We start from the raw sequence: 23,077 nt of genomic DNA on the forward strand, positions 1-23,077 counted from the left end.
GTGCAACGCGCTTCAGCGGTATGCCCGCCTACGGGGCATCCGTCATGGTCGAGACGCCCGCGGCAGCGGCAGTGGTGGCCAGAGCGCTCGCGAGTTCTCCCGCACGATCCTGCGGCGCGGTGCGGGTCCGCCAGGCGATGTAGCCGTCGGGCCGGATCAGCGTCGCGCCGGAGGCCTCGACGCCGTAGGCGCCTTCGAACACACCGGGCTCGTCGAGCTCGACATCGGTACCGATCTGATCGAAATCGATGGCGATGCCGAGCTTCTCACTCACCTGTGCGGCCGCGGCACGCCAGCGGTCGTCCACCGACAGCAGGACCCAGTCGTGCCGGATCAGATCCAGCGTCGAGCGCGTGTGCCCGTCGACGGTGACCCACAGGTGCGGCGCGCGCGTGCCGGGCTGCCCGGCCCACCGGTCAGGCCGCTGAGCCTGTGGCAGGGAATCGTCCACGCCCAGAACGGCGGTGGAGCGGTACAGCTGGCCCAGTTCGATGGCGGCGTCGTCGAGCACCACAGTGTCCGATTTCGAGCCCTTCAGGTATGCCTTGTAATCGGCACGGGCGAACAGCTGGTCGTGGCGCAGGTCCGCGATCGGGCGACGTTCGGCGTCATAGGTTTCCAGCAGTCGCGAGTCCGAACACCCGGACAGGACCGCCGCCAGTTTCCAGGCCAGGTTGTGCACATCGTCGATGCCGGTGTTGGCGCCGAATCCGCCGCGGTTGGGCGGCAATTGGTGTGCCGCGTCACCGGCCAGGAATATCCGGCCGACCGAGAACCGGTCGGCGATCAGGCCCGCCAGTTTCCAGCGGCCGGTGGTGAGCAGTTCGATCGGGATGTCGGTGCGGCCGATCGCGCGTCGGACGACCTCGATCTGCTGCCCGGGGTCGCGTTCGATGTCGTCGGACAGCATCAGCACCCAGCGGCCATCGGAGTAGGTGGTCAAAAACGCCCGGAAATCGGGCTGTTCGATCTCGAACTGGACCACTCCGTGCCGCAGGTATTCCTCGAGCGGCGCCCGGAACAGGATGCTGCGCTGCACCGACAGCGGTCCGACGCCGTGGCGCTCGATGCCCAGGCCGGTGCGGATACCGCTGTCGGCGCCGTCGGCGGCCACCACGTACTGGGCGTGCATGCGGTATTCGTGGCCGTCGTCGCGGCGGCGCAGCGTGGCGGTCACGCCGCCGTCGTCTTGGGTGAGGCCGAGAAGTTCGGTGCCCAAACGTAAGTCGGCGCCCAGTTCCCGCGCCCGCTCGCGCAGCAGCGGTTCGAGTCGATCCTGCGTGATGGCGATCGCTTGGACCGGCGATTGCTCGGCGCCGTAGGCGCCGCCGCCGGGAGTCCACGGATACTCCTCGGTCCAGTTCCCGGCCAGACTCTCCACACGCGCCCGCCGCGGCGGCTCCATGCTCTGCGGCGACATGGGTACCTCGACGCCGACCTGGCGGAAGTGCTCGACCGTGCGAGTCGTGAATCCGATCGCCCGCGGGTGCGATGAACTGCCGTGATGCTTATCGATGACGACGACGGGGACGCCCCGCCAGGACAGGAAGACGGCCGCGGACAGGCCGACAAGACTCCCGCCGACAATGAGAACCGGTGTGCCGTCGCTGTTTTCGGTAATAAAACCCATCTGGATCATCCCTCTTCGAGACCTCGGTAGTTGGTGACCGCTCCAGCGAAACATGACCGACTTAAAAATGCAAGTGACTTACATATTTAACCTACTTACGATCTCTGATAAGGTGCAGACATGCACGCTGAACCACTCGGACGCCGCGAACGCAAGAACGCCCAGACCCGCCGGGCTCTCGCCGAAGCGGCCGAGCGGCTGTTTCTGGAGAAGGGCTATGACCAGGTCAGCGTCAAGGAACTCGCCGACGCGGTCGACATCTCGGTACCGACGATGTTCCGCCACGTCCCCGAGGGCAAGGAGGCGATGATGTTCGACGACGGCGTCGAACGACGCGAAAGCCTGCTCGCCGCGGTTCGCGAGCGCCCGGCGGGCCAGTCGTTGATGGCGGCGCTGCGGGAGTTCATGGCCAGCCGCGGCCCCTTCCTCACCGATCCGAGCCCGCAGATCCGCCGGCGCACCGAGCTGATCATGGCCACGCCCGCACTGCGCGAATACTCCCGCCGCTTGTGGATCCGCTGCGAGGCCCCTTTGGCCGCGGCCATCGCCACCGAGCTCGACCTCGCACCGGACGACATCACCGCCCGCGCCATCGCGCGCTACGTCCTCGAGATCCCCCAGTTCGTCGGCGACGAACCCGACCCCCGCGCCGCCCTCGACGCAATCTTCACCCTGCTCGAACACGGTGTGCGCGGGTCACGTTGAGATCCCCGTCGGCAGATATCGTCGAGACGAGCGGCAGCCACTCGACCTCACCCGGCCACGACAACAACCGCCAGCGCAACGTCCACGCCCCCGCGAGCGCGGCCGCGATGCCGGCTTGCGTAACCCCGACCGTCCCGGACTGCCCGCTCGACGACAACAGCGTCAACACGGTGATCACGGGTGCGGTCAGTAGGTCGGCCAGTTGCCGGGTGTCATGAGCTCGAGCAGGTGCGCGTCGGGATCTCGGAAGTAGATGCTTCGGCCGCCGCGGACCCATTGTGTTCGGCCTTCGATCGGGATGCCGTGTGCGCTCAGGTGCGCCTCCCATACGGTGAGTTGATCCTCGGACACGGCGAAACAGATATGCTGCGGGCCGCTGCCGTCATGGGGCGGGATTTCTCCCGTCGGCAAGCCGCGACCGGAGGGCAGCACCTTTGTTTCCGTCGAGGCACCGCGCGCGAACAAGAGCAGGACGTTGTGTCCGCCTACGTCGTAGGCGCACAACACTTCCGAGTCGAGCACGGCCTCGAGTTGCAGGACGTCACGGTAGAACGTGCGCGCGCGGTCGAGGTCATCGACATACAATGCGGTTTCGATGATGCGGTCGAGCGTCGGCATCGCGGCCTTCTTTTGTGAGATGTTCCGGACGACACATTCTGAAACCTCGAGTCAACTCGAGGTCAAGGCGCGACCTCGGCCGATTTCGTTCCGCCTACGGCAGGACACCCACCGTGCGGCGTGACATCGCGCTGCGCGGCGAAACACTGATCAAACGCCGATGACCGCCCAGCATGTCCCGGTACAGAGCGGCGGTTCGATGTGGGCACCGGCAAGCGACGGCGGCGTGCAGCGCCTCGCGCGGGTGATCGATGATGTCCGGCAGCGCTATTCGGCGAATGGAGCGGTGCGCACCCGGCGACGGAAGGCGGTATACGCTATCAGCCACTTGATACGGCCTTCGGGCATGGCTTCGACCTCCCTGTCGAGGGCGGCCATATCGTGTTGTTTGAAGTTGTGTCGAGGATGACGGCGCAGCAGGTCCTCGACCCAGGCGGGATCCAGCTCCCACAACCGGGCGCCCACGACATCGACCGCCGCGCCCGCGGAGACGAACCCCAGATCGCCCAGATCGTCAGCGACACCAGGGGTGATGTGCGCGGCGATAGCCGCACCGATCTTCTGAGCTCGTTCGAAAGTGGCGCCGTTGGCGGTCGCTAGTTCGACCGCGCGTTCAGCACCAGTGACCGCGAAACATCTACCGGGAGTCGGGTTTTCGAGATTGATGTCGTGCAGCAGCGAAGAAACATAGGCGAGTTCGTCGTCGAAGGCGACGCCATGAAGCTCGCAGAGGGCACGGCCGAAGAAGTAGGTGCGGTAGCTGTGCGCCAACATATGCGGCGTAAGGCCCTCGCGCGCTTCGTTTTCCGCCGCCCGGGCCAGCCTGGAATCCGGCAGATGCAGGTCGGCGAAATCGACCCGGCCGTTACCACGCCGCCCCAGTACGAGCCTCACCTGCCCCGCGACCATGGCGGGAAAATGCAAAACGGTATAGCCCATCAACTGTCTGCGCTGCCTACCGGTCAGTGCGCCACCAGTCGCCACAGCCCATTCCCAATCCAAACCCGCCGGCGCGCCCATATTGTCACCTCCACTCGCCCCTCGTCGCCACACCGAATCACCAGCACAATTCAATGCGTCAGCCGAAACCTCGCCCCTCATTATCGCGTGCCGATTCACCGGCCCGCCCGATTACCAACGTGATCGATGTAAGTAGATCAATCGCCTGCACGATCCGCGGCGAGGGCACTCCCGTCGCTGTTCGTGACCACGCGAGGAAGGTCTCGTTCGGCCCAGTCGGCCATTGTGGCCAGAACGACGTCGAGGCGTTGACCGGCGGGAGTCAATTCGTATTCCACGCGCGGCGGGATTTCGGCGTAGGCGGTGCGCGTCACCAGTCCGGTCTCCTGGAAACGTTGCAAACGCGACGACAGCGTTTTCGGGCTGATGCCCGCAAGCGCGGAGCGCAGCTGGGTGAAGCGTTTCGGACCGGTCAGCAGTTCCCGCACGATCAGCGTGGCCCACGGACCGTCCAGCACGGTCAGGAACCGCGCGATCGGACACTCCGGCAATACGTGGTCGAGGTCACTCACGATCGCTCCATTAGTTCATTTGAAGTAACTGATTCCCTGAGGGAACTATATCGGTCATGGCCCTGTTCACTCAACCGAAGGAGAACGGCATGACTCCCCTCGTTGTCGACATCAACCCCCGCGCCAACACCTCACGCGAAATGGTTCGCGCCGCCGCGACCACTGCGCTGCGGGTCGCCAACCGCAACTATGAGCTGTATGACACCGGCGATGTCGCCGGTGTCGACGAGGTCTTCGCCGTGGATCTCGTCGATCACAATCCCGTACCCGGCACCACCAGCGCGATCGACGGAATGCGATATCTGATCGCGCAGGTCCGGGACGGATTCACCGACACCGAGCACCGAATCCTGTTTCAGACCGAACTGGGCGACGGCTGGGTGGTCAACCACTGGCAGATGACCGGCCGCCACACCGGCGACGCCTTCGGGACACCCGCGACCGGAAAGCCCGTGGCGTTCAACGGAACCGACATCGTTCGCGTCCTCGACGGCAAGATCACCGAGATTTATCACGTCGAAGAACTCCTCCAGATGACCCGCCAGCTGACCGTGTGACCAGCGACTGCCCGCCCGGAGGCGGTCCGCAAAACCGCGTCCGGCCGGGCACGGTCCGCCATAGATCGGAGGAACAGCAGTGAGCGTTCGGACTCCCATGATCATCGAATTCTTCGCCGATACCGCCTGCCCGTGGGCGATGATCGCCCATCGCCGCCTGGCCACGGCTCTTGCGGAGTTTCCGCACCGCGACAACGTGCACGTGGTGTGGCGCAGCATAGAACTCGACCCCTCCGCCGGAGACACTCCCCTGCCCGTCGCCGACTTCCTCGCCGCACACCGAGGTATCACCGACACCGAAGCTCGACGCCTCCTCGACGAGGTCACCCGGGTGGCCGCCGAGGAAGGCCTGCGCTACGACCTGGCCCGCGCCCGACACACTCGCACCTTCACCAGCCACCGGCTGATTCATTTCGCCGCCGAACACGGCCGCGCGGAAGCGATGTCGCAACGGCTGTTGTCGGGATACCTCGAACGCGGTGAATCCCTCGCCGACGAAGCCACCCTGCTCGCCATCGCTACCGGAATCGGACTCGACACCGAACACACCCGCCGCGTACTGGCCGACGACCACTACGGCGAGCAGGTATACGCCGATGAAGCCGACGCGTACCGCCGCGGCATCACCCACGGCCCATTCCTGGTGTTCGACCACGCGCACGGACTCAGCGCGCACGGAGATCACGGCGGATCCGATCCCACCCTGATCGCCACGGCGCTGCACACCGCCTGGCAGGCACACACGACCCGAACCCCGTAACGCCGGGAATGGATAAGCCATTGTGCGGCTCCAAAACTAGGATCGATGCAGCTTCGCGACTCGTTCCTGTGGAAGGAGAGCATGAGAATCCTTGCCAGCGGCACGATCCTGACCGTGCGGGACCCGCGGGTCTCGGCGGAATTCATGATGCGCCATCTCGGTTTCGAGGAGAAGTTGTGTGGTGATTCCTTCTATGTGGTGTCTCCGCAGGACAGTGCGATGAATCTGGTCTTCGTCGACCCCGGCGAACCGCATTTCACGCCCAGGTACGCGAGTGGTGACGAGGTTGTCATCTTTCTCGCCGTGTCCGATATCGGTGTCGAATACGATCGACTTCGTGACGAGGCAGTCGAGATAGAGACACCGATCCGCACCATCTACTGGGCGGACGTGATCGAGCGGGAGTTCCGGGTAAAGGATCCGAACGGGGTCATCGTGAAACTTTCGGAGTGGCTCTAGTATTTTGCGGCAGTTGGCAATGATCGCGTAAGCGGCGCTCGATACAGCACGGGCTTGGTCACACGCTTCGTGCCGTACGCCTTCGGGGCGTCGTCGAAATCCGAGACCTCCGGCGCGACCTTTTCCGCGGCGAAGTCGTTGTCATGAACCCAGGCGAGCACTTCCGGCAGGATGGCGCCGGGGTGACTCAGGCCGACATGGAGGGTGATGTCGGTCAGTGTCATATGCATCAGGGGCACAGCGGTGTATGCGGCCATGTGGTAGCTAGGCACCTCACAAATGCCGCCGGGCGCGGTGGAGCGGATCGAGAAAGGAACGCCGGCGGGAACATTGGAGGCGTCGACGACGACCTCGTAGGACTCGCTCGGCCGGGGAAATCGAAGAAGACCGGGGCGTTCCTTCGGATGCGCGCCGAGCGCTTCGGCGACCGCCAGTCGCTCCGGGCTGGAATCGAGATAGTCGACCTGTGCGCCGCAGGCGGCCGCGATCCCAGCAGCGTATAGACCGACGGAACGCGCCAGACCGCCGACCACCAACACCCGCGCGTTCGGTCGATGGCGCAGATGCGGTACGACGCAGCGGAATCCATCGGTGAGGTTGTCGGAAGCCGCCGCTACACGCAGCGGTTCGAGGCCGTGTGGAAGGCGCGCCAGCATGTGGTTGGCGTATGGCACACGGAAGAAGTCGCTGACCATTCCACCGTAGGGCCCGGTAGGAGAACCGTGGCCGTACCACGCCAACGGGCGTTCCTGTCCCGAATCCCGCCGAGCGGTAACGCATTTCGCGGTGAGGCCGCGGCGGCAGTAATCACAGTCCCCACACGACACCGTGAACGGCACGACCACCTTGTCACCCACGCCTACCGCCGCCACCGCCGGCCCGACCTCGACCACTTCGGCGACGCATTCGTGCCCGACCGCACACGGTCCCGCGAAAGCCGGAGCGCCGAACGCATCCCGGAAAACGGGATCCAGAAGCCTCGCCCTCGAGCAGAAACGCAGAACTCGCAGAAGGGAACTGGCTGCCGTCCATTCGGAGTCGCAGCGGCTCGCCACGAACGGCCGGACGATCGCGTCATCGTCGCGCAGCAGCTTCGGCTCCGGGCGATCCAGCCAGCGCAGCGTGCCGGGGGCCAGCAGGTTGAGCTCACGCATCAGTTTTCCCCTCTGGACTCGACTCCTTCGGCGAATCCGGTCAGGCAGCGACAAGCAATGATACCGTTGATACAGATTATGACTTTCTGTATCGAACATACGATCAGGCGGACGCCACGGCAAGAAGGAGAGCGACCGAGTGACCGAGAGCGCATGGCTGCGCAGCCTCACCGATCCCGATCCGGCGGTGCTACGGCTGCTCGACGACCCCGACGAGGTGACCGTGCGCATCCTGGCCGCCGCGGTCGAGCAGATGGCGGTGGTGGGCTGGCGGCGTTCGACAGTCGAGGACGTCGCCAAGAGGGCCAAGGTCGGGCGCGCGACCGTGTACCGGAAGTTCCCGAACAAGAACGCACTCACCGAAGCCGTCCTGCACGACGAGTTCCGCAAGTATCTGGCCGGCAGTACCGCGGCGGTCGCCGGGCTCACCGACGTCACCGAGCGACTGGCCGAAAGCACCGCCTACACCGTGGAATACCTGCGCGGCCACCGGCTGCTGCGACGGCTGCTCGAGACCGAACCCGATGCGATCCTGCCCGGCCTCACCGTCGACGCGGGCCCGATGATCGCCCTGTTCCGGGAATTCTGCCTCGCCCTGTGGAGGCGCGAACTCTACGGTGACACAACACTTTCCGGACCCACCGACGAGCATCTGGCCACCGTCGCCGAACTCCACATCCGGATCACCCTGTCGCTACTACTGACTCCTGACACCGGCATCGCCCTGGATACCGGCGATCAGGCCCGCGCCTTCGCCCGCGACTACCTCGCCCCCATGCTCACCGTGCCACCCGGACAGTCGCCGCTGTAGGGATTCGACCGCACGGACACTTCGCAGGGCGGGTCCTGTCCACCTCGGCACCACCATCGCGCGGCCATCGCTGGTTGGTGGAGACCTTCGAATGCCATTCGGCACTGGCCCCGTTGAAGTTCATGATCGGATGCGGGGGGCCGATGATGTTGGTGATCACGGTGTTGACCCTGTTGTCACCGAGCGGGCAGACCGGATCGATCGGGGTGACGGAAGCCGGCATCGCGGTGGCGCTCGCGGGAGCGTGGACACTGCGCTGGTGGTTGTTGCCCTGGCCGCGCGAGGTCGAGTCGTTGTTGTGGATCGCGGGGATCGATATCGCCATCACTGCCAACAACGTGATGGTTCAAGATCGTCTGCTCGGGGCGTGGGGCATCGTTCTGTTGGCGACCATGGGGGGATATGTGACGATCTTCCACGGTCCGCGGATACTGGCCGTGCACGTCGCCTGGTCGGCGCTATCGATCGTGGCGGTGGTGTTCCTGAAGGGTGATCTGGTCCTGTGCCTGTCGATCGCGGTGGCCAATATCCTTGTGGCCGCACAGGTATTACCGACAGTGCAGTTCTGTCATTGGCTGCTCCAACTGGACGCACAGTCGGATCCGCTGACCAAACTATTGAATCGGCGCGGCCTCGATTCCAGGCAGTCACGGTTCTTCGGACCGTGCGGTGAGGCGGGGTGTATGTCGTCACGTTGGATCTGGATCGGTTCAAAACCGTCAACGATGCTTTCGGTCACTCCATCGGTGACGAGGTGTTGGTGCGGACCGCGGAATGTCTGCGTGCCGCAGCGCAAGCCGATGCGATCATCGCGCGCACGGGCGGAGAGGAATTCGTGATCGTGGGGTGTCCGCGGGGTGAGACCGTCGACGCGGTGACCGAGCGACTGCGCCGAGCGATAGAGACGATGTCCGATGTGCCGATGAGGATCACCGCCAGTGTCGGGGCCGCGGTGGCCGAATCGGTTGCCAATGACGGAGACCGTGCCCGCGCGACGGAAAAGAGCCTGTTCTGCCGTTCGGATTCAGCGATGTATCAGGCAAAACAATTGGGCGGCAACGCCGTTGTAGTCGCCGAAACCGATGCGATCACAGTCCAGGACCCGCAGTCCAGCCCGCTCACCGACCCTCTTGTCAACCGCACCCGCCTGTAAGTACGCTTCCGTACGTACGTTGGCGTATCTAACCCCGGGGAAGGCGTCATGACCGAGTCCGATGTCGACATTCCCTGCGTGGTGGTGGGGGCCGGTCCGGTGGGGTTGATCGCTGCGCTCGCGGCCCGGATGAAAGGGCTGGATGTACTGGTTGTGGAGGCCGAGCCGTACGGCCGCCCGCGTCCGGGTAGCCGCGCGATCGGCTTGTGGCCGTGGACGCTGGGGCGGCTACAGGAGGTGATGCCCGGGTTGGGCGAGCGGGTGGCCGAGGCGGGCATCATGGTTCCCGGCATGGAGATCCTCTACGGCGGCAAGAAGATCTTCCACACCCCGGTGCCGGCGCTGCCCCGTCTGCTCACCGGGACCTCGCTGCCACAGACGCTGACCGAACAGCTCTGGTACGACGAGTGCGTGCGGCTCGGCGTCGAATTCCGTTGGGGCGCACCGGTGGACGATGTCGACACCGATCCCGACGGGGCCACCGTGACACTGCGCTCGGGAGACCGGATCCGGGCCGCCTACGTGATCGGCGCGGACGGCGCCAGCTCGGCCGTACGCAAGAGCCTGGGCATCTCGATGAGCGGGCACACCGACAACCTGCCGTTCATCATCGTCGACGTGGCCGAGCACCCGAACAGTTCGACCCCGCAGACCTACGCTCGTTTCCATTACCGCACACCGGAATTGGACGGACGCAACGTCATGTGGCTGCCGTTCCGCGGCGGCATGCGGGTGGATCTGCAATGCAGGCGCGGCGATGATGTCGACCATCTGGCAAGTGCCGAGGGCATTCGCGAGTGGATGCCGAAGATCCTCGACCCCTGGTACGCCGACCACGTCCTGTGGGTATCGACGTACCGCTTCCAGCAGGTCGTGGCCGACGACTACACGGACCCACACGGCCGGGTGCTGCTGGCCGGCGAGGCCGCCCACCTGTTCGCTCCGTTCGGCGGCGGCCGCGGCCTCAACTCCGGCGTCATCGACGCCACCGACGCCGCCACGGCCGTCGCCAAGGCGATCACCGCCGAAAACCGCACCGCCGCACGCGCATTCATCGACGAATGCGCTCGGGATCGCCGCGCCGCCGGTCGCTTCAACCGCGACGCCGCCGGTGAGGCGCTGCGCATCATGCGCGGGACGGATCCCGCGAGCATCGTCAAACGCGAACTCGCCCGACGCATCGCCCCGCATTTCCCGCTCGCCGGAGCCTGGCTCGGCGCGGTACCGCTGCTGGGCCGGATGACGCTTCGCCCCGGCGCGTCGACTATCTATTGACAGATATGGACACCGACGCCGCGCCCCGCCGCCGTAAACCGCGCATGCCGATCGAGGTGCGGCGCGAGGAGGTCCTCGACGCGGCGCTACGGATCATCCTCGAACAGGGGTATGCGGCCGCGAGCATGGAGGCCATCGCCCGCGCGGCCGCGCTGGCCAAACCCCGTGTCTACGCGGCCTTCCCGGATCGCGACTCCCTGCTCTCCGCACTGTGGCAGCGCGAGGCCGCCCGCGCCCTGGCCGACCTCGCCGCCGCCATGCCCCCGTTCGATACCGGCGATCCCGAGACAACCCTGGTCGCGGCGTTCGCCAATCTTCTTCGGGCAGCCGGTCAGCGCCCCGAGTCCTGGCGGCTGCTTCTCCTGCCCGCCGACGGGAGCCCCGACGAGGTCCGAACACACGCCGACGCCACCCGCGCCTTCGCCCGACAGCAGCTGCGCGGCCTGTTGGAATGGGGAGCCGACCAGCGCCTCGACACCGTCCCCACGGATCTCGAACTCGCCACCCACGCCCTGCTGGCCGCCGGTGAGCAGCTGAGCAAACTCTTCCTCACCGATCCGGCCCAATTTCCCGCCGACCGCTGCGTGAGCTTCGCCCGCGACGCCGTCCGTGCGATCACGCCACGTCGGCCCTGAGCAACGACTCACCGACCGGTTTGTCACTGCGCACCGCACCCCTCCGCCGTGGCCGGGCGGAGCCTGGGCGCTATCCGTTTGCCGCCGTACTGATTCAGCCGATCACGCTGGTCCAGGGCTGCATCAATTCGGCGTAAACACTCTCGTCGAAGCGGCCCTGGCCGACGAGGTCGGACAGCACTGTCGCGGCGGCCGCCTGGCTGACGGCGGTGAGCGTCCCGATCGAGCCGAGGGATTGCATGGCAGCGGCCAGGTCTCCGGCTCCGGAACCGGGTGCGATCGACTGTCCGGCAACCAGTCCGGCGAGCTGGAGGTTGCGGGAACGGCCGAACTGTTTCGCCGTATCGCCCGCGATCTGCATCGGCTGCGGGTTGCCGGACTGCTGCCCCTGCCCCAGGCCGGACAGCAGGTTGGCAAGCCCACCCAACCCGCTCTGACCGGCGGCGCCGGTGAGCGCACTCATACCCGCCTCCATCTTCTTCGCGGCCGCGGCGTTGAGCCGCTCGCGCTCGTCGGCGGTCAACTGGGCCGCACGCTCGATCAACGCCACGACGGGCGCCCATTGCGGCCCGTAGAGATATTCCAGATGAAACACGGCGGCCGACGACTCGGGCCTGGCGCCAGGGTGCGAATTCACGTCCACATCGACTCCTCACATCGGTTGTCGGATGACCGGGCGCTTATCGAACGGCCGAAATACCTCCGGCGTGGCGATGAGCGCGACGGCGCGGAGCGCACGACTCCACCGGTTGCTGCCGAGCGGGTAATGCCTTGGAGAATGTGATGATCTTGATCGTATCGCGGCCCGCCGGGTCGGCCCAAGTCCCGGGATTCGCCGTGCGGAATCCGCAGCGGATCCGCACCGGAGAAAGCATCTGCGCAGGTCAGTGATGCCTGCGGGTGCGGATTGTGACGGCGGCCATACCTCAGCAAACGTCTGGCAATTGACGCTTGGCGCATGTTCATCGACACGAAGTTCGTCACGATCTGCGCGGCGTTCGCGGTGGCGGGATCCGCGTTCGCGATGGGGTCGGCCTCAGCCGATCCGGTCCCGGAGGGATGTTCGATCGACCACTCGGTGCCCAACCAGGTCGCGCTGATCTGCGAACCGGGCGCGGGAGCCGGGCAGCACGCCTTCATCCGCTGTGTCGACAACGGCGGCCTGCATCACACCCGCATCGGGCCGACGCTCGGCGCCGAGGGCGGGGTGTCGCGGGCGGTCTGTGCGCCCGGTGAAAGCGGTCCGGTCCGGCCCTGAGTTCGCGGGCCTCGAGTGCCCGGTGCTCATGCCGGGCGTTGCTGCAACCTCTCGACCGAAAGGTGTTCCCCATGTCTGGCAAGCACGTGTACTCGCAACCGGCCCCGCAGAGCGGCCGGCACCGTAAGCAGGTCAAGCGCAACCGCCGGGGCCTGTATGCCGCCGCCGCGTTCGCCTCGATGGCCGGCGCCATGGCGACCGGCGCCAAGGCCTCGGCCGACACCCCGCCGCCGCCCGTCGTCGCCACGCTCGACGGCCTCGATTTGCACCCGGCTGTCGGAGATCCGAATGCCGGTTTGCTGCCCGATCTGGGCGCGGTCACGGCCGGGCTAGGTCATGCCGTTCCCGATCTGATCGGCGCCGTGCCCGATATGGGCTCGGTCGTACCGGGCCTCGATTCCGATCTGGGGGCGATGGCCGGTAATGCGATCGGTCAGGCGATCAATGCGTTCGGCGTCCCGATTCCTCCGGCTCCGGCGGATACGACAGGTCCGGCCACGGCTCGACCCGCTCCGGCGCCGGTCTCGGCACCCGAGATCCTCGATCAGCTCCGGACGCCGACCGTGGGCACTACGAATCCGCAGGATCTGGTGGGCTCGGTTCCCGCACCGGTCTCGGAACTGGCGCAGATCGCCGCACAGGTCGCGGGTTCCGGGCTGGATCTGAAGCAACTCGCCGACTGGTCGGACCAGGCCTTCCCCGAGGGCCCGCTGCGCCAGCCGGTCAACGATCTACTCGGCTTCGTCGGCCAGGCGATCGAGCAGGGCGGGTACCGACGCGACAGCGGCAACGGCGCGATCGACAACCTCATCGCACAGGCCCGCGCGCTGTTCGGCTCGCCTCAGGACGGTGACGGGGACGGTTCGAACCAGAAGCTGCGGGAACTGCTGCAACCGCTCCTCGGTGACACCGTCGGCGACGGAAATCCGTTGCAGCACTTGGTCGAGAGCCTGCGACAGGTCAGCCAGCAGCAAGGCGGCGGCTTCGAGGCGCTCGCCGCGACGGTGCTCGGCTACGTCGCGCCGTTCACCGACGGGCTCGCACCCGTCCTCGGCTACCTCGCGCCAATGCTGAACGTCGTCGCCGATCCGCAAACCGCGCTGAAGCCGCTGCTCAGCGACATCCGCGCCATGCTGACCCAGACCGGACTGATCGACCGGCACAATGCCGCGCTGCCGCTGCTCGGTGTGCCCGCGCTCGGGCTCCTGGTCGTCGTGCCGCTGCTGTTCGCCGGAGCACTGGCGATCGGCGCCCTCGGCATAGTGGCCCTGCTGGCCGCGCCGCTGGTGATCGGCGCGCTGATTGTCGGCGGTGTCGTGCTGGCCGGGATCGCGCTCGTCGCGCTTCCCGTGCTGGTGGTGGCCGCGATCGTGGCCATTCCGTTCCTGATCTTCGCCGCACCGTTGGCCTTTGCCGCCTTCCAAGTGGTCGCGCCGGTGATCCTCGCGTTCGGCGCTGCCGGATTCGCAGTCACCGTCGTGGGCGGAATCGCCCTGTCGTTCGTGGTCACCGCGCTCGGATTGATCGGCACCGCAGCGCTGTTCGTGGTCACCATCGCGATCGGACTGGTGGCCGCCGCGCTCGCGCCGCTGTTCGGACTGATCACGGTGCCGCTGATCTTCGGTGCCGCGCTGATCGAACTGGTGGTCGGGCTGTTCGCGACCGCGATCGCCGGATTCGGCACCCTGGCAGCGACATTCGTGGTGTCGGGCCTGATGCTCGCCGTCCTGACGCTGGCGTCGCTGTTCACCCCGTGGGGTCTGATCTCGCTGCCGGTGCTGGCCGTATTGGGCGCTGCCGCGCTGATCCTGTTCGCGGCCGCCGCCGTCATCATCGCGGCCGCGATCGGGATCGTGGGCCTGGCGGGTCTGATCATCGAGTCGGTGGGCGGGGCCGCGGCCCTCACCATCCTGATGGCCTGGGCCGTCGTGGCTTTGGCGTTCCATCTCGCCGCCCCGTTCGTCGTCTGGTGGGGTATGGCGGCCGCGGTGCTGTTGATCGGGTCGGCCGGTGTCATCGCCTCGGCCTTCGGCGTGGTGTTCGGCTTCATCGCCACCATCTTCCTGACCTTCGCCCTGCCGATCGTCGGACCGCTGCTCTCGCCGCTGTTCTACGCGGTGCTCGTGGTGGCCCCGGCCATCGCCGGGCTGCTGTTCCTGTTCGGCGGGATCGGCGTCTCGGGGCTCGCGCTCGCGGCCTCCACCAGCCTCGGCCTGCTGGCCGCGGTCGACTGGGCCTTCGGCACACTGGCGCTCGGCGTACTGCTGGCGCTGGCGATGCCCTACAGCCTGCCGTTCGCGTGGATACCGCTGCTCGCCTACAGCATCATCGCCGCGGGCGCGGTCATGGCCTTGGCCGCAGCGAATTACGTGTTCACCGGCGGCGGCCTGGTGGCCGTCACCGCCGCCGCGATCGTGATGGCCGTGGCGGTGTCCGCGTTCACCTTCGTCGCCGGGCTGGTGATCAACATCTTCAGCTGGATCATGTTGACGCTGGGCACTTTTGCGCTGATCGCGGTCAACCCGCCGGTGGCGCTACTGCTCCTGCCCCTGTTGATCGCCGGTCAGCTGCTGGTCACCCTCGGCAGCATCGGCGTCACCGTGGTCCTCAGTGACCTGGTCATCGGACTGTCCGCGCTACTGACCGTGGCCAGCGGCATTCCGGTGGCACTGAGCGTGCTGATGATCGTGGGCACCTGGATCGCCGGATCGCTGCTGTTCCCGCCGATCGCCCCGGCCGCGATCTTCGTCGGCATCGTGGCACTCGCCGTCGCGGCCATTCTCATCGGCGCCGAGCAGATCGTGGGACTGGCCGCGCTGGCCATCGTGTTTTTGGCAGGCAACATCCTTGCCGCCGCGGTCGGGATCGTGCTGTCGGTGGCCACGATCGTGACGGGCATCGTGTATTTCGCCGAGGCGGCGATCCTGAGCATTCCGTTCCTGGTCTTCGGGCCGCTGGCACCGTTCGTGTCCACGGCGATCTCACCGGTCATCGCCGCGATGTTCCTGGCGATCTGGTCGCCGTTCGCGGCCGCCGCACTGGCGATCGCCGGGGCCGCGCTGGCCTTCCAGGTCTTCGGAATGTTCGTCGCCCCCGCCGTGCTGGTGACACTGGCGCTCGGGCTCACCGCGATCGTCCACGGCTTGGCGGCGGTGCTGATCCTGTTCAGCATCCCGTTCGACTTCGCCGCGCTCTCGGCGCTGGCCGGAGTCGCCCTGGCCGCCATCATCGCGATCGCGATCCCGTCGCTGGCCATAGGATTCGTCCTCGGCCTCGTCACCGCGGCAGTCCTCACCCTGCCGCTGCTGACCCTGGCCACGGCCATCGGTGTCGGAATCGGCCTGGCGCTGGCCGCGGTTCTCGTTCTGCCGCTGCTGGCGTTGGCCACCGCCGTCGGTATCGGAATCGGCCTGGCGCTGGCTTTGCCGCTGCTGGCCCTCGCGACCGCGGCGGGTATCGGCATCGGTCTGGCGATCGCGCTGCCGTTGCTCGGTCTGGCGACAGTCCTCGGTATCGGGCTCGGTGTCGCGGCCACGGTTGCCCTCGTGCTTCCGTTGCTCGCCATCACCGCGATGGTCGCCGGAACGCTGGGTGTCGCGCTCGGTCTGGCGATCGCGCTGCCGCTGCTGGCCCTCGCGACTTCGGTTGCGGCCGTGGCCGGTATCGGCCTGGGCATCGCGCTGACCGTGGCCCTCACGGTACCGCTGCTGGGTGTGCTCGTACCGCTGGCGCTGCTGGGTCTGCTGACTCTGGCGGTGCTGCCGCTGCTCATCGCGCTGGCCGTGCCGGTCCTGGCACTCGCCGGACTCGGTGCGCTGGCCTTGGCCGTGGCGCCGTTCGTCGCGATCGGGCTGGCGGTGCTGGCGACGGTGGTCGTGCCGCTGGCCGCGCTGGGTCTGCTGAGCCTGCTGGCGCTGCCGGTCCTCGCGCTGCTGGCGTTGCCGGTGCTGGCGTTGGCCGCGCTCGGTGCTCTGGCGGCCTTGGCGGCGCCGATCGTGTTGCCGCTGACCGTGATCGGGCTGATCACCGTGGCTGTCCTGCCGCTGATCCTGTTGGCGGGTGTGCCGGTGACCGCGCTCGCGGGCATTGGTGCTCTGGCACTGCTCGCGGCGCCGGTCGTCGCGCCGCTGGCGCTGCTGGGATTGCTGAGCCTGGTCCTGCTGCCACCGCTACTGCTGGCCGCCGGCCCGGTGGGGCTGCTGGTGGCGTTGGCTCTGCTGCCGCTAGCTGTCGCGATCGCGGTGCCGATCCTCGGCCTCGCCGGACTCGGTGCACTCACACTCGCGGTGCTGCCGCTGGTGGCCCTGCTCGCGGTACCGATCCTCGGCCTGGCCGGACTCGGTGCGCTCACTCTGGCGGTGCTGCCGCTCCTGACTGTTCTCGTACCGCCGGTACTGGGACTGGCCGCGATCGGTGGACTGGTCATTGCTCTTGCGGCAGTGCTTGCTCCAATCGTCTTGCCGCTGTTGGTGATCGGTGCGCCGCTCGCTCCGCTGGCAGCTCTGGCGCTGTTGGTGTTGCTACCGCTGGCGATTCTGGCGCTGCCGGTGCTCGGACCGGTGCTGCTGGCGGCCCTGCTGCCGCTGATCGGCCTCGGCCTGGCCGCGGTCGCTCCGGTGCTGGGATTGGCCGCGATCGGTGCGACCACTCTCGCGCTGCTGCCGCTGATCGCCGCGCTTGTCGGCCCACTACTGGCCGTCGGTGTTCCGCTGGCCCTGCTCGGCCTGCTGCCGCTGGCCATGCTGCCGCTGGCCGTGCTGCCGCTGGCCGCGGCACTGGCTCCGGCGATCCTGGGGCTCGCCGCGATCGGGGCGCTCACCCTGGCCGCCGTTCCGGCCATCGCGATCACGCTGGCCTTGCTGGCATTGCCGTTGCTCGGGTTGGCCGCGCTCGCGGCGCTCACGCTCCCCTTGGCCTTGCTGGCAGCTGCCGTGCTCACACCGCTGGCGGCCATTGGGGCGTTCACGCTGGCCGTGCTGCCGCTGCTGGCGCTGGCGCTCGCCCTGGCGATCGCCACGAGCCTGCCGCTCGTCGCCGGACTGCTCGCTCTGCCGCTGCTCACCGCGCTGGCAGCACCGCTGCTGGCCGCGGCGATCGCGGCCACGGCGGCCCTGATCGCGCTGGCGGTGCTCGCCCTGCTGGTCGTGCTGGCACTGCTGGACCAGGACCTGCGGTCCTACATCATCTCGGCGATCCGTGCCCACGATGACCTGAACGGTCCCGTCCAGGGCTCGTCGGGAGGCTGCACCGCGACCGGGAACCAGTTCCTGGACGACATCAAGGACACGGCGAGCTGGGCGGAAATCATTGCCTCGCTGCAGAAGCGGCGCACATCGTCGAAGACGGTGCCCGCGCCCGCGAACGCGCTCGCCACGGTTCCGCTCGTCGGCCCCCGAGCCACGGACGGACCGACCACCGAGCCGGAGGCGCCGCGGTTGATCACCGTGTCCCTCTGACCGACCCCGCCGCCCCGGCCACGGTCGGGGCGGTGGGTCTCCACTTCATCACTCCCCCACAGGAAAACAACCGACAAAGGAGTCCACGATGAACCCGCAAACCGACACCACCCCGTTCGGCACTCCCGACCCGACCCTGCACCTGGAATACCTCTACGGTCCGCAGTGGCGCGAGGTGACGCAGATCGTCGAACGCGCCGCGCAACTGACCGCCGAGGAGCGCGAGAAACTCAACAATCAGGCCGAAGGACTGCTGAAGTCGCAGATGTCCGCACTGTCCGGCAACGGCGGCGGCCTGTCCGACCTACTGTCGAACCTCACCGCCGGCACCGCCCCGAGCGAACCGCAGCCCACCCAGATCGCCGCCGACACCGCCCGGGAATTCGGCCGATCCCGCAACATCCAGATCGCCGGAATCACCGCCGGACAGGCCGTTTCCCCCGGATCCGGCACCGGATCGATGGCGGGTGTGCTCAATTCGCTGAGTTCGATCGGCGTGATGGCCGTGGTCAGCCAGGCCGTCACCGCCACCGTCCTCGCCGACCTTGTCGGGCAGGGCCGATTCACCCAGGACGTCTACGACGGCCTCATCGGTCCGTGGCGCAACGTCATCTTCTGATCAAACCGACTGTGAGGAGGGCCGATCATGTTGGACACCAGATTCACCGGTAACAGCCCCAGCGTCGCCGATCCCATCCGTGGACTGTGCGATCCCGCCTCAGCCCCGGTCAGTTTCGGCTACTACCAGGACAACGCCTCCGATGCCCAAACCATCGCCCGCTGCCACCGACCGCGGCGGGGGCCGATCGGATGGTGGAACCGGCACCCAGGACTCCGCGCGAGCGTCGGCCTGGTCCTGGTGGGAAACTTGGGCTTCCTGCCTGCGGTACAGGACGCCCTGCTCTCCGCACTCTCCCATGTCGCATAGCACCGTGACCGCGACGCGGCGGCACGCACCGCTCGGTGCGTGCCGCCGCTCGGGAGCCGATCCCGAACACAGACGCCCGACACGGCCGCACCATGCACGATGGGGCCGATCAGGCGAGAGCGACTGCTACGATCGGCTAACTTCCGGCACACGTCTCGTACCGGAGCGCTCGTACCTCGGCAGTGGGTCGTCTGCTCGATACAACAATTCGCTGAACGCGCTCGACACCAGGGTGGAAATCATGCGATTGTGCTGCTCGACAGTGGTGCGGAGTCTTCGCTGATGTCGCCGCGGAATTGAGCGGTATCGACGATGGATACCCGCGTGACGCCCCAGCCCCTCGACCGTAGCGGCGGAGACGACCAGCGCAGCGCATTCGCGGTCCGTCTCGACGCGCTGTTCACGGCCGCAGGAAATCCACCCGCGAAGTCGGTGCTACGCATCGCCAATACCCGCCTGCGCGAGGGAGCACGGCCCATCACTGCACAGCGCGTGAGTGATTGGCGACGCGGCCACCGCACGCCGGCGACCTTCGAATCGGTGCTGCCGCTACTGGAGGTCCTCATCCCCGAGGCCCGCCGCCGAGCGGCACACGATTCCAGCACCGACACCTCGCTGTTCGACCCGAAACGCTGGCAAGCCGATTGGCGTGCCGCACGCACCGAACCGCTCATCTTCGACACCAACCGCGAGCCCTATCGCGGTCCGGCGCCCTATCGATTCGAGGACGCGGAGCTGTTCTTCGGCCGCCGAGACGCCGAAGCGCAACTGTTGCAACTGCTTTCCGACGTCGAGGCGAGCGGCTCACCGAAACTACTGTTGCTCCTCGGCTCACAGGGCATCGGCAAGACCTCGCTGGTGGCAGCTGGTTTGCGCCCCGCAGTGGAATCGGGGAGAGTTCTTACCCTGACGCCGGGGGCCGATCCGGTGGCTGCGTTGACCACGACATTGGCCGCGGTACGGCGCGGGCCCCGGCTGCTGATCGTCGACCAAGGCGAGGAACTGTTCACCGTATGCTCGAATGAACAACTGCGGCAACGATTCCTGTCCGAACTGGAAACGCTCGCCACACCGGACGCCGACCCACCGACCACGGTGATCGTCACCCTGGACATCGCCTACCTTCCCGAACTGCCCCACTACCCGCCCTTGGCGACCGCGCTGCAGCACCGCGCGATGACCCTGAATCCGATGTCGGAGCAGCAATTACGAGAGGCGATCATCCGCCCCGCAGCCGCCGTCGGCCTACGCGTCGAGGACACCCTGGCCGAGGTGCTCCTGCAGGATGTGGCCTCGCTCGACCCACACCATCCGTCCCGGCTGTCACTGTTGTCGTCCGTACTGTCGATCGTGTGGGAACGCCGCCGCGGCCGCACGCTGACACTGGCCTCCTACCGCGAAATCGGAAGTCTCCCAGGCATTATGACCCACCGCGCCGAGCGCTGGTGGTCACAACTGAGCGACCAGGAGAAACACGCGGCACGCACCGTACTGCTGGCATTGACGACCATCGGACCGACCGCCGCGCACCGCAACCGAATGCCCCGCGAGACCCTGATCGAGGAGGCCGACGATCCCCAGACGACGAGCACGGTGATCGACCGCCTTCTCGACGTCCGAATCCTGGTGCGGCACAACAACGAACTCGAATTGGCGCACGATCTCGCATTGACCGTGTGGCCCCGGATGGCCGAATGGATCACCGAGGAACGCGAATTCGCACCCGCCCGTCAGCGTATCGAAACCGACGCCCGCGAATGGGCCCGCCAAAACCGTCCCGCGGCCCTGCTGTACACCCGAACCCGCCTCGAAGACGCCGCGGAACTGATGCGGCGCACCGATTCCCCGAACCGGCTCGCCCACGAGTTCGTCACCGAGTCGCTGACCCAGGCGACGATCCGTACTCGTCGGCGCAGAGCGCTCTGGGCGACGGTCGCACTGCTGACCGTGCTCGCACTGGTGCTGTCGGTCTTGACGATCGCGCAGCGGACCGCAGCGGGCCAGCAGCGCAAGGACGCCTGGCTCGGCCAGGTGGTCGCGACGTCCCAGCGGCTCGAGGACAGCGACCCCGCGACGTCCACCGCGCTCGCGCTGTCGGCCTACCGGATGAATCCTCGCCACCCCAGCGCTCGCGCCCGCTTGATGGCTACCCAGACACTGCCGACCGAGATCGTCTCTCCCGCGGACCAGGGCGCTCCCATCGAGGATTTGGCAACCGGCCCGGCCCGTGGACTGGCCGCCACCGCGGGCGAGGACGGCCGAATTCGCTTGTGGAACATCAACGATCGGGGTGCGATCACCTCCTACGGGCCGGGAGCCGACGGGCATCGCGGCCCGGCCACGGCGGTCGCCTTCACCCCGGACGGCGCCCAGGTGCTCAGTGCGGGCCAGGACGGGACGATTCGGCTCTGGGACGTGCACGATCCGCGCGCCGCCCGCCAACTCGCTTCCTACGACAACGGCTCCGCCGCAACCGCTCTCGCGATGCTGCCCGGTGGCCGCGCGGCCGTATCCAGCGCCGACGGCACCCTGACCTTCCTCGATATCACGGGGCGACAGGCGATTACCCGGATCACTTCGCCGATCACCGCACACGCGGCGGCTGTCCGAGCCCTCGCGGTCGCCCCCGACACTCCCGTTCTCGCCAGCGCCGGCGAGGATGGCACGATCCGGCTGTGGTCATTCGCGGACGCTGACCACCCGGCACCGCTCGGGGCTCCGCTGGACGGCCGAGCCGCGGTGGGCGCGATCGAATTCGGCGCCGACGGCGTGCTCGCGGCCGGAACGGCGGACGGATCACTGCGGATCTGGGACGTGCGCGACCCCGCCCGCCCACGCCTCACCAGTGAGCAGCACGCGCGGCGGGCGGCGATCTCCGGCCTCACCTTCGGTTTCGGCGGGCAACTGCTGGGCGTCACCCGCACCGACGGCACCATGCAGCTGTGGATCACCCGTGACGTCGACCGTGTCAACCCACTGGGCTGGGAAATCCACGGCAACAGCGGCTCTATCCGGGCGGTGCGTATGCTCCCGCCCGATCGCATGATCACCACCGGATCCGATGGCCGGGTCCGCGCCTGGACTCCGCCACCGGGATTCCTCCCGATCCTGGTGGATGGCACGCCCGCCGACGTCGGGTTCGACCGCGACGGGCACGATCTCGCGATAGGCCTGAGCGACGGCCGGGTCGAGACCTGGGACGTCACCACCCCCCGACTGAGCCACTTGGCGAACACGGTCGTCGCCGGAGCGCCGGATCGGCTCGGAGCGCGGGTCGCGCTGCGCCCGGACGGCCGACTACTCGCCGCCACGACCGGAGCCCAGGTGCGGCTGTGGGACCTGACCGTCGTCGATCGGCCCGTCGATCTGGGCACGCTGCCCGGCGATGCTCCCTTCGCCTTCTCCCCCGACGGCAACCGCCTACTCACCAGCGCACCGGATCACGCGCTGCAGGTCTGGGACATATCCTCGCCACAGCACCCCCGCCCGATCCAGGCATTACGCCCCGGAAGCGACCGAGACGTCTCCGTAGCGATGTTCTCCCCCGACGGCTCGCGCATCGCGGCAGCAGACGACGGCAACCGAATTCTGTTGTGGAACACCGATGATCGCAACGCGACGGCTCCCACCGCGTCGGTGGACACGGCGGAGCACTCTTTGCACGCCCTCGCGTTCACACCCGACGGCCGGACACTGGTCAGCGGCGGGGCCAGCGGAACCATCAGCTCCTGGGATATCACCGACCCCAGTCACATTCGCCCGCTCGACACCGTGCGTGGTCACACCGCGCGGATCACGACCCTGGTCATCGACCACTCCGGTCGTCGTCTGGGCTCGGCCGGAGACGACCGAACCGCCAACCTGTGGGACATCTCCGATCCCGGGCACATCCGGCAAGCCGATGTGCCGCTCACCCTCCCGATCGGAACATCCTGGTACCTGCGCTTCGACCCGCGCGAGGAGACGATCGCACTCGCCGTCGGCGACCAGGGCGCGGTCCGCGGCTACCTCGATCCCGACGCCGTCGCGACAAGCCTGTGCACCACCCACGACGCAGGCATCGATACCCACACCTGGCACGAGCTGCTCCCCTCGGTGCCCTACACCGCCCCCTGTCCATGAGAACACTCTCACCGGCATCGCAAT

The 23,077-nt window shown here is 67.4% G+C and carries 20 protein-coding genes; 13 read left to right on the forward strand and 7 right to left on the reverse strand.

Annotation, left to right across the window (positions count from 1 at the left end):
• Positions 1-28 precede the first annotated feature (28 nt).
• Positions 29-1,630, reverse strand: a complete 1,602-nt coding sequence (locus tag NP4_RS06415; protein WP_067993747.1) for an FAD-dependent oxidoreductase — start codon at positions 1,628-1,630, stop codon at positions 29-31.
• A gap of 120 nt (positions 1,631-1,750) precedes the next feature.
• Between NP4_RS06415 and NP4_RS06420 the strand changes: the two genes are divergently transcribed.
• On the forward strand, positions 1,751-2,335 hold the full coding sequence (locus NP4_RS06420; RefSeq protein WP_067993278.1) for a TetR/AcrR family transcriptional regulator: 585 nt from the start codon (positions 1,751-1,753) through the stop codon (positions 2,333-2,335).
• Between the two features lie 186 nt (positions 2,336-2,521).
• Here NP4_RS06420 and NP4_RS06425 read toward each other — a convergent pair whose 3' ends face one another.
• The 3 genes from NP4_RS06425 to NP4_RS06435 all read right to left on the reverse strand — a co-directional run bounded on the left by NP4_RS06425 (position 2,522) and on the right by NP4_RS06435 (position 4,485).
• On the reverse strand, positions 2,522-2,953 hold the full coding sequence (locus NP4_RS06425; RefSeq protein WP_067993281.1) for a VOC family protein: 432 nt from the start codon (positions 2,951-2,953) through the stop codon (positions 2,522-2,524).
• A gap of 267 nt (positions 2,954-3,220) precedes the next feature.
• Entirely contained in the window at positions 3,221-3,973 is a 753-nt protein-coding gene (locus tag NP4_RS06430; protein WP_067993284.1) for an HD domain-containing protein, read from the reverse strand.
• Between the two features lie 137 nt (positions 3,974-4,110).
• Entirely contained in the window at positions 4,111-4,485 is a 375-nt protein-coding gene (locus NP4_RS06435) for a winged helix-turn-helix transcriptional regulator (RefSeq protein WP_067993287.1), read from the reverse strand.
• Between the two features lie 89 nt (positions 4,486-4,574).
• Here NP4_RS06435 and NP4_RS06440 point away from each other — a divergent pair, with 89 nt between their 5' ends.
• The 3 genes from NP4_RS06440 (at position 4,575) to NP4_RS06450 (ending at position 6,261) form a co-directional block, all read left to right on the forward strand.
• Positions 4,575-5,042 (forward strand): ester cyclase, encoded by a 468-nt coding sequence (locus tag NP4_RS06440; RefSeq protein WP_169813669.1) that lies wholly within the window; start codon positions 4,575-4,577, stop codon positions 5,040-5,042.
• A 79-nt stretch (positions 5,043-5,121) separates the two neighbouring features.
• Positions 5,122-5,802 (forward strand): DsbA family oxidoreductase, encoded by a 681-nt coding sequence (locus NP4_RS06445; protein WP_147287869.1) that lies wholly within the window; start codon positions 5,122-5,124, stop codon positions 5,800-5,802.
• A gap of 81 nt (positions 5,803-5,883) precedes the next feature.
• The gene (locus NP4_RS06450; protein WP_067993294.1) at positions 5,884-6,261 is read left to right on the forward strand and encodes a VOC family protein; all 378 of its coding nucleotides are present in this window, start codon (positions 5,884-5,886) and stop codon (positions 6,259-6,261) included.
• On the opposite strand, the gene NP4_RS06455 is transcribed toward NP4_RS06450, so the two are convergent.
• Positions 6,258-7,415, reverse strand: a complete 1,158-nt coding sequence (locus tag NP4_RS06455; protein WP_067993301.1) for an alcohol dehydrogenase catalytic domain-containing protein — start codon at positions 7,413-7,415, stop codon at positions 6,258-6,260. The genes NP4_RS06450 and NP4_RS06455 overlap by 4 nt on opposite strands.
• A 139-nt stretch (positions 7,416-7,554) precedes the next feature.
• On the opposite strand from NP4_RS06455, the gene NP4_RS06460 reads away from it, so the two are divergent.
• The gene (locus NP4_RS06460; protein ID WP_067993305.1) at positions 7,555-8,226 is read left to right on the forward strand and encodes a helix-turn-helix domain-containing protein; all 672 of its coding nucleotides are present in this window, start codon (positions 7,555-7,557) and stop codon (positions 8,224-8,226) included.
• Here NP4_RS06460 and NP4_RS39705 read toward each other — a convergent pair.
• On the reverse strand, positions 8,195-8,560 hold the full coding sequence (locus NP4_RS39705) for a hypothetical protein (protein ID WP_147287870.1): 366 nt from the start codon (positions 8,558-8,560) through the stop codon (positions 8,195-8,197). The two genes, NP4_RS06460 and NP4_RS39705, sit on opposite strands and share 32 nt — an antisense overlap.
• A 345-nt stretch (positions 8,561-8,905) precedes the next feature.
• Here NP4_RS39705 and NP4_RS06470 point away from each other — a divergent pair, with 345 nt between their 5' ends.
• From NP4_RS06470 to NP4_RS06480, 3 genes are read left to right on the forward strand one after another with little or no spacing between them, the layout of a single operon-like run.
• The gene (locus NP4_RS06470; protein WP_082875600.1) at positions 8,906-9,379 is read left to right on the forward strand and encodes a GGDEF domain-containing protein; all 474 of its coding nucleotides are present in this window, start codon (positions 8,906-8,908) and stop codon (positions 9,377-9,379) included.
• A 48-nt stretch (positions 9,380-9,427) separates the two neighbouring features.
• On the forward strand, positions 9,428-10,654 hold the full coding sequence (locus tag NP4_RS06475) for an FAD-dependent oxidoreductase (protein ID WP_067993334.1): 1,227 nt from the start codon (positions 9,428-9,430) through the stop codon (positions 10,652-10,654).
• A 5-nt stretch (positions 10,655-10,659) separates the two neighbouring features.
• Entirely contained in the window at positions 10,660-11,289 is a 630-nt protein-coding gene (locus NP4_RS06480) for a TetR/AcrR family transcriptional regulator (RefSeq protein WP_067993336.1), read from the forward strand.
• A gap of 94 nt (positions 11,290-11,383) precedes the next feature.
• Here the strand turns inward: NP4_RS06480 and NP4_RS06485 are convergent, their stop codons facing one another.
• Positions 11,384-11,932, reverse strand: coding sequence for a hypothetical protein (locus NP4_RS06485; protein WP_245997246.1), 549 nt, complete (start codon positions 11,930-11,932; stop codon positions 11,384-11,386).
• Between the two features lie 315 nt (positions 11,933-12,247).
• Here NP4_RS06485 and NP4_RS06490 point away from each other — a divergent pair, with 315 nt between their 5' ends.
• The 5 genes from NP4_RS06490 (at position 12,248) to NP4_RS06510 (ending at position 23,053) form a co-directional block, all read left to right on the forward strand.
• Positions 12,248-12,547, forward strand: a complete 300-nt coding sequence (locus NP4_RS06490) for a hypothetical protein (RefSeq protein WP_067993338.1) — start codon at positions 12,248-12,250, stop codon at positions 12,545-12,547.
• 71 nt (positions 12,548-12,618) lie between these two features.
• Complete coding sequence (locus NP4_RS06495; protein WP_147287871.1) at positions 12,619-18,003, forward strand: hypothetical protein; 5,385 nt, start codon at positions 12,619-12,621, stop codon at positions 18,001-18,003.
• 88 nt (positions 18,004-18,091) lie between these two features.
• Positions 18,092-18,622 carry an SANT/Myb-like DNA-binding domain-containing protein gene (locus NP4_RS06500; protein ID WP_067993341.1) on the forward strand — a complete coding sequence of 177 codons (531 nt, stop codon included), beginning with the start codon at positions 18,092-18,094 and terminating at the stop codon, positions 18,620-18,622.
• Positions 18,623-18,649: 27 nt separating this feature from the next.
• Positions 18,650-18,931, forward strand: a complete 282-nt coding sequence (locus NP4_RS06505; RefSeq protein ID WP_067993343.1) for a hypothetical protein — start codon at positions 18,650-18,652, stop codon at positions 18,929-18,931.
• Between the two features lie 324 nt (positions 18,932-19,255).
• A complete protein-coding gene (locus tag NP4_RS06510; protein WP_169813670.1) occupies positions 19,256-23,053 on the forward strand; it encodes an nSTAND1 domain-containing NTPase in 3,798 nt (1,265 codons plus the stop codon).
• The last annotated feature ends 24 nt before the right edge of the window (positions 23,054-23,077 follow it).

Source organism: Nocardia pseudobrasiliensis NBRC 108224, from assembly GCF_001613105.1.
Classification (GTDB): domain Bacteria; phylum Actinomycetota; class Actinomycetes; order Mycobacteriales; family Mycobacteriaceae; genus Nocardia; species Nocardia pseudobrasiliensis.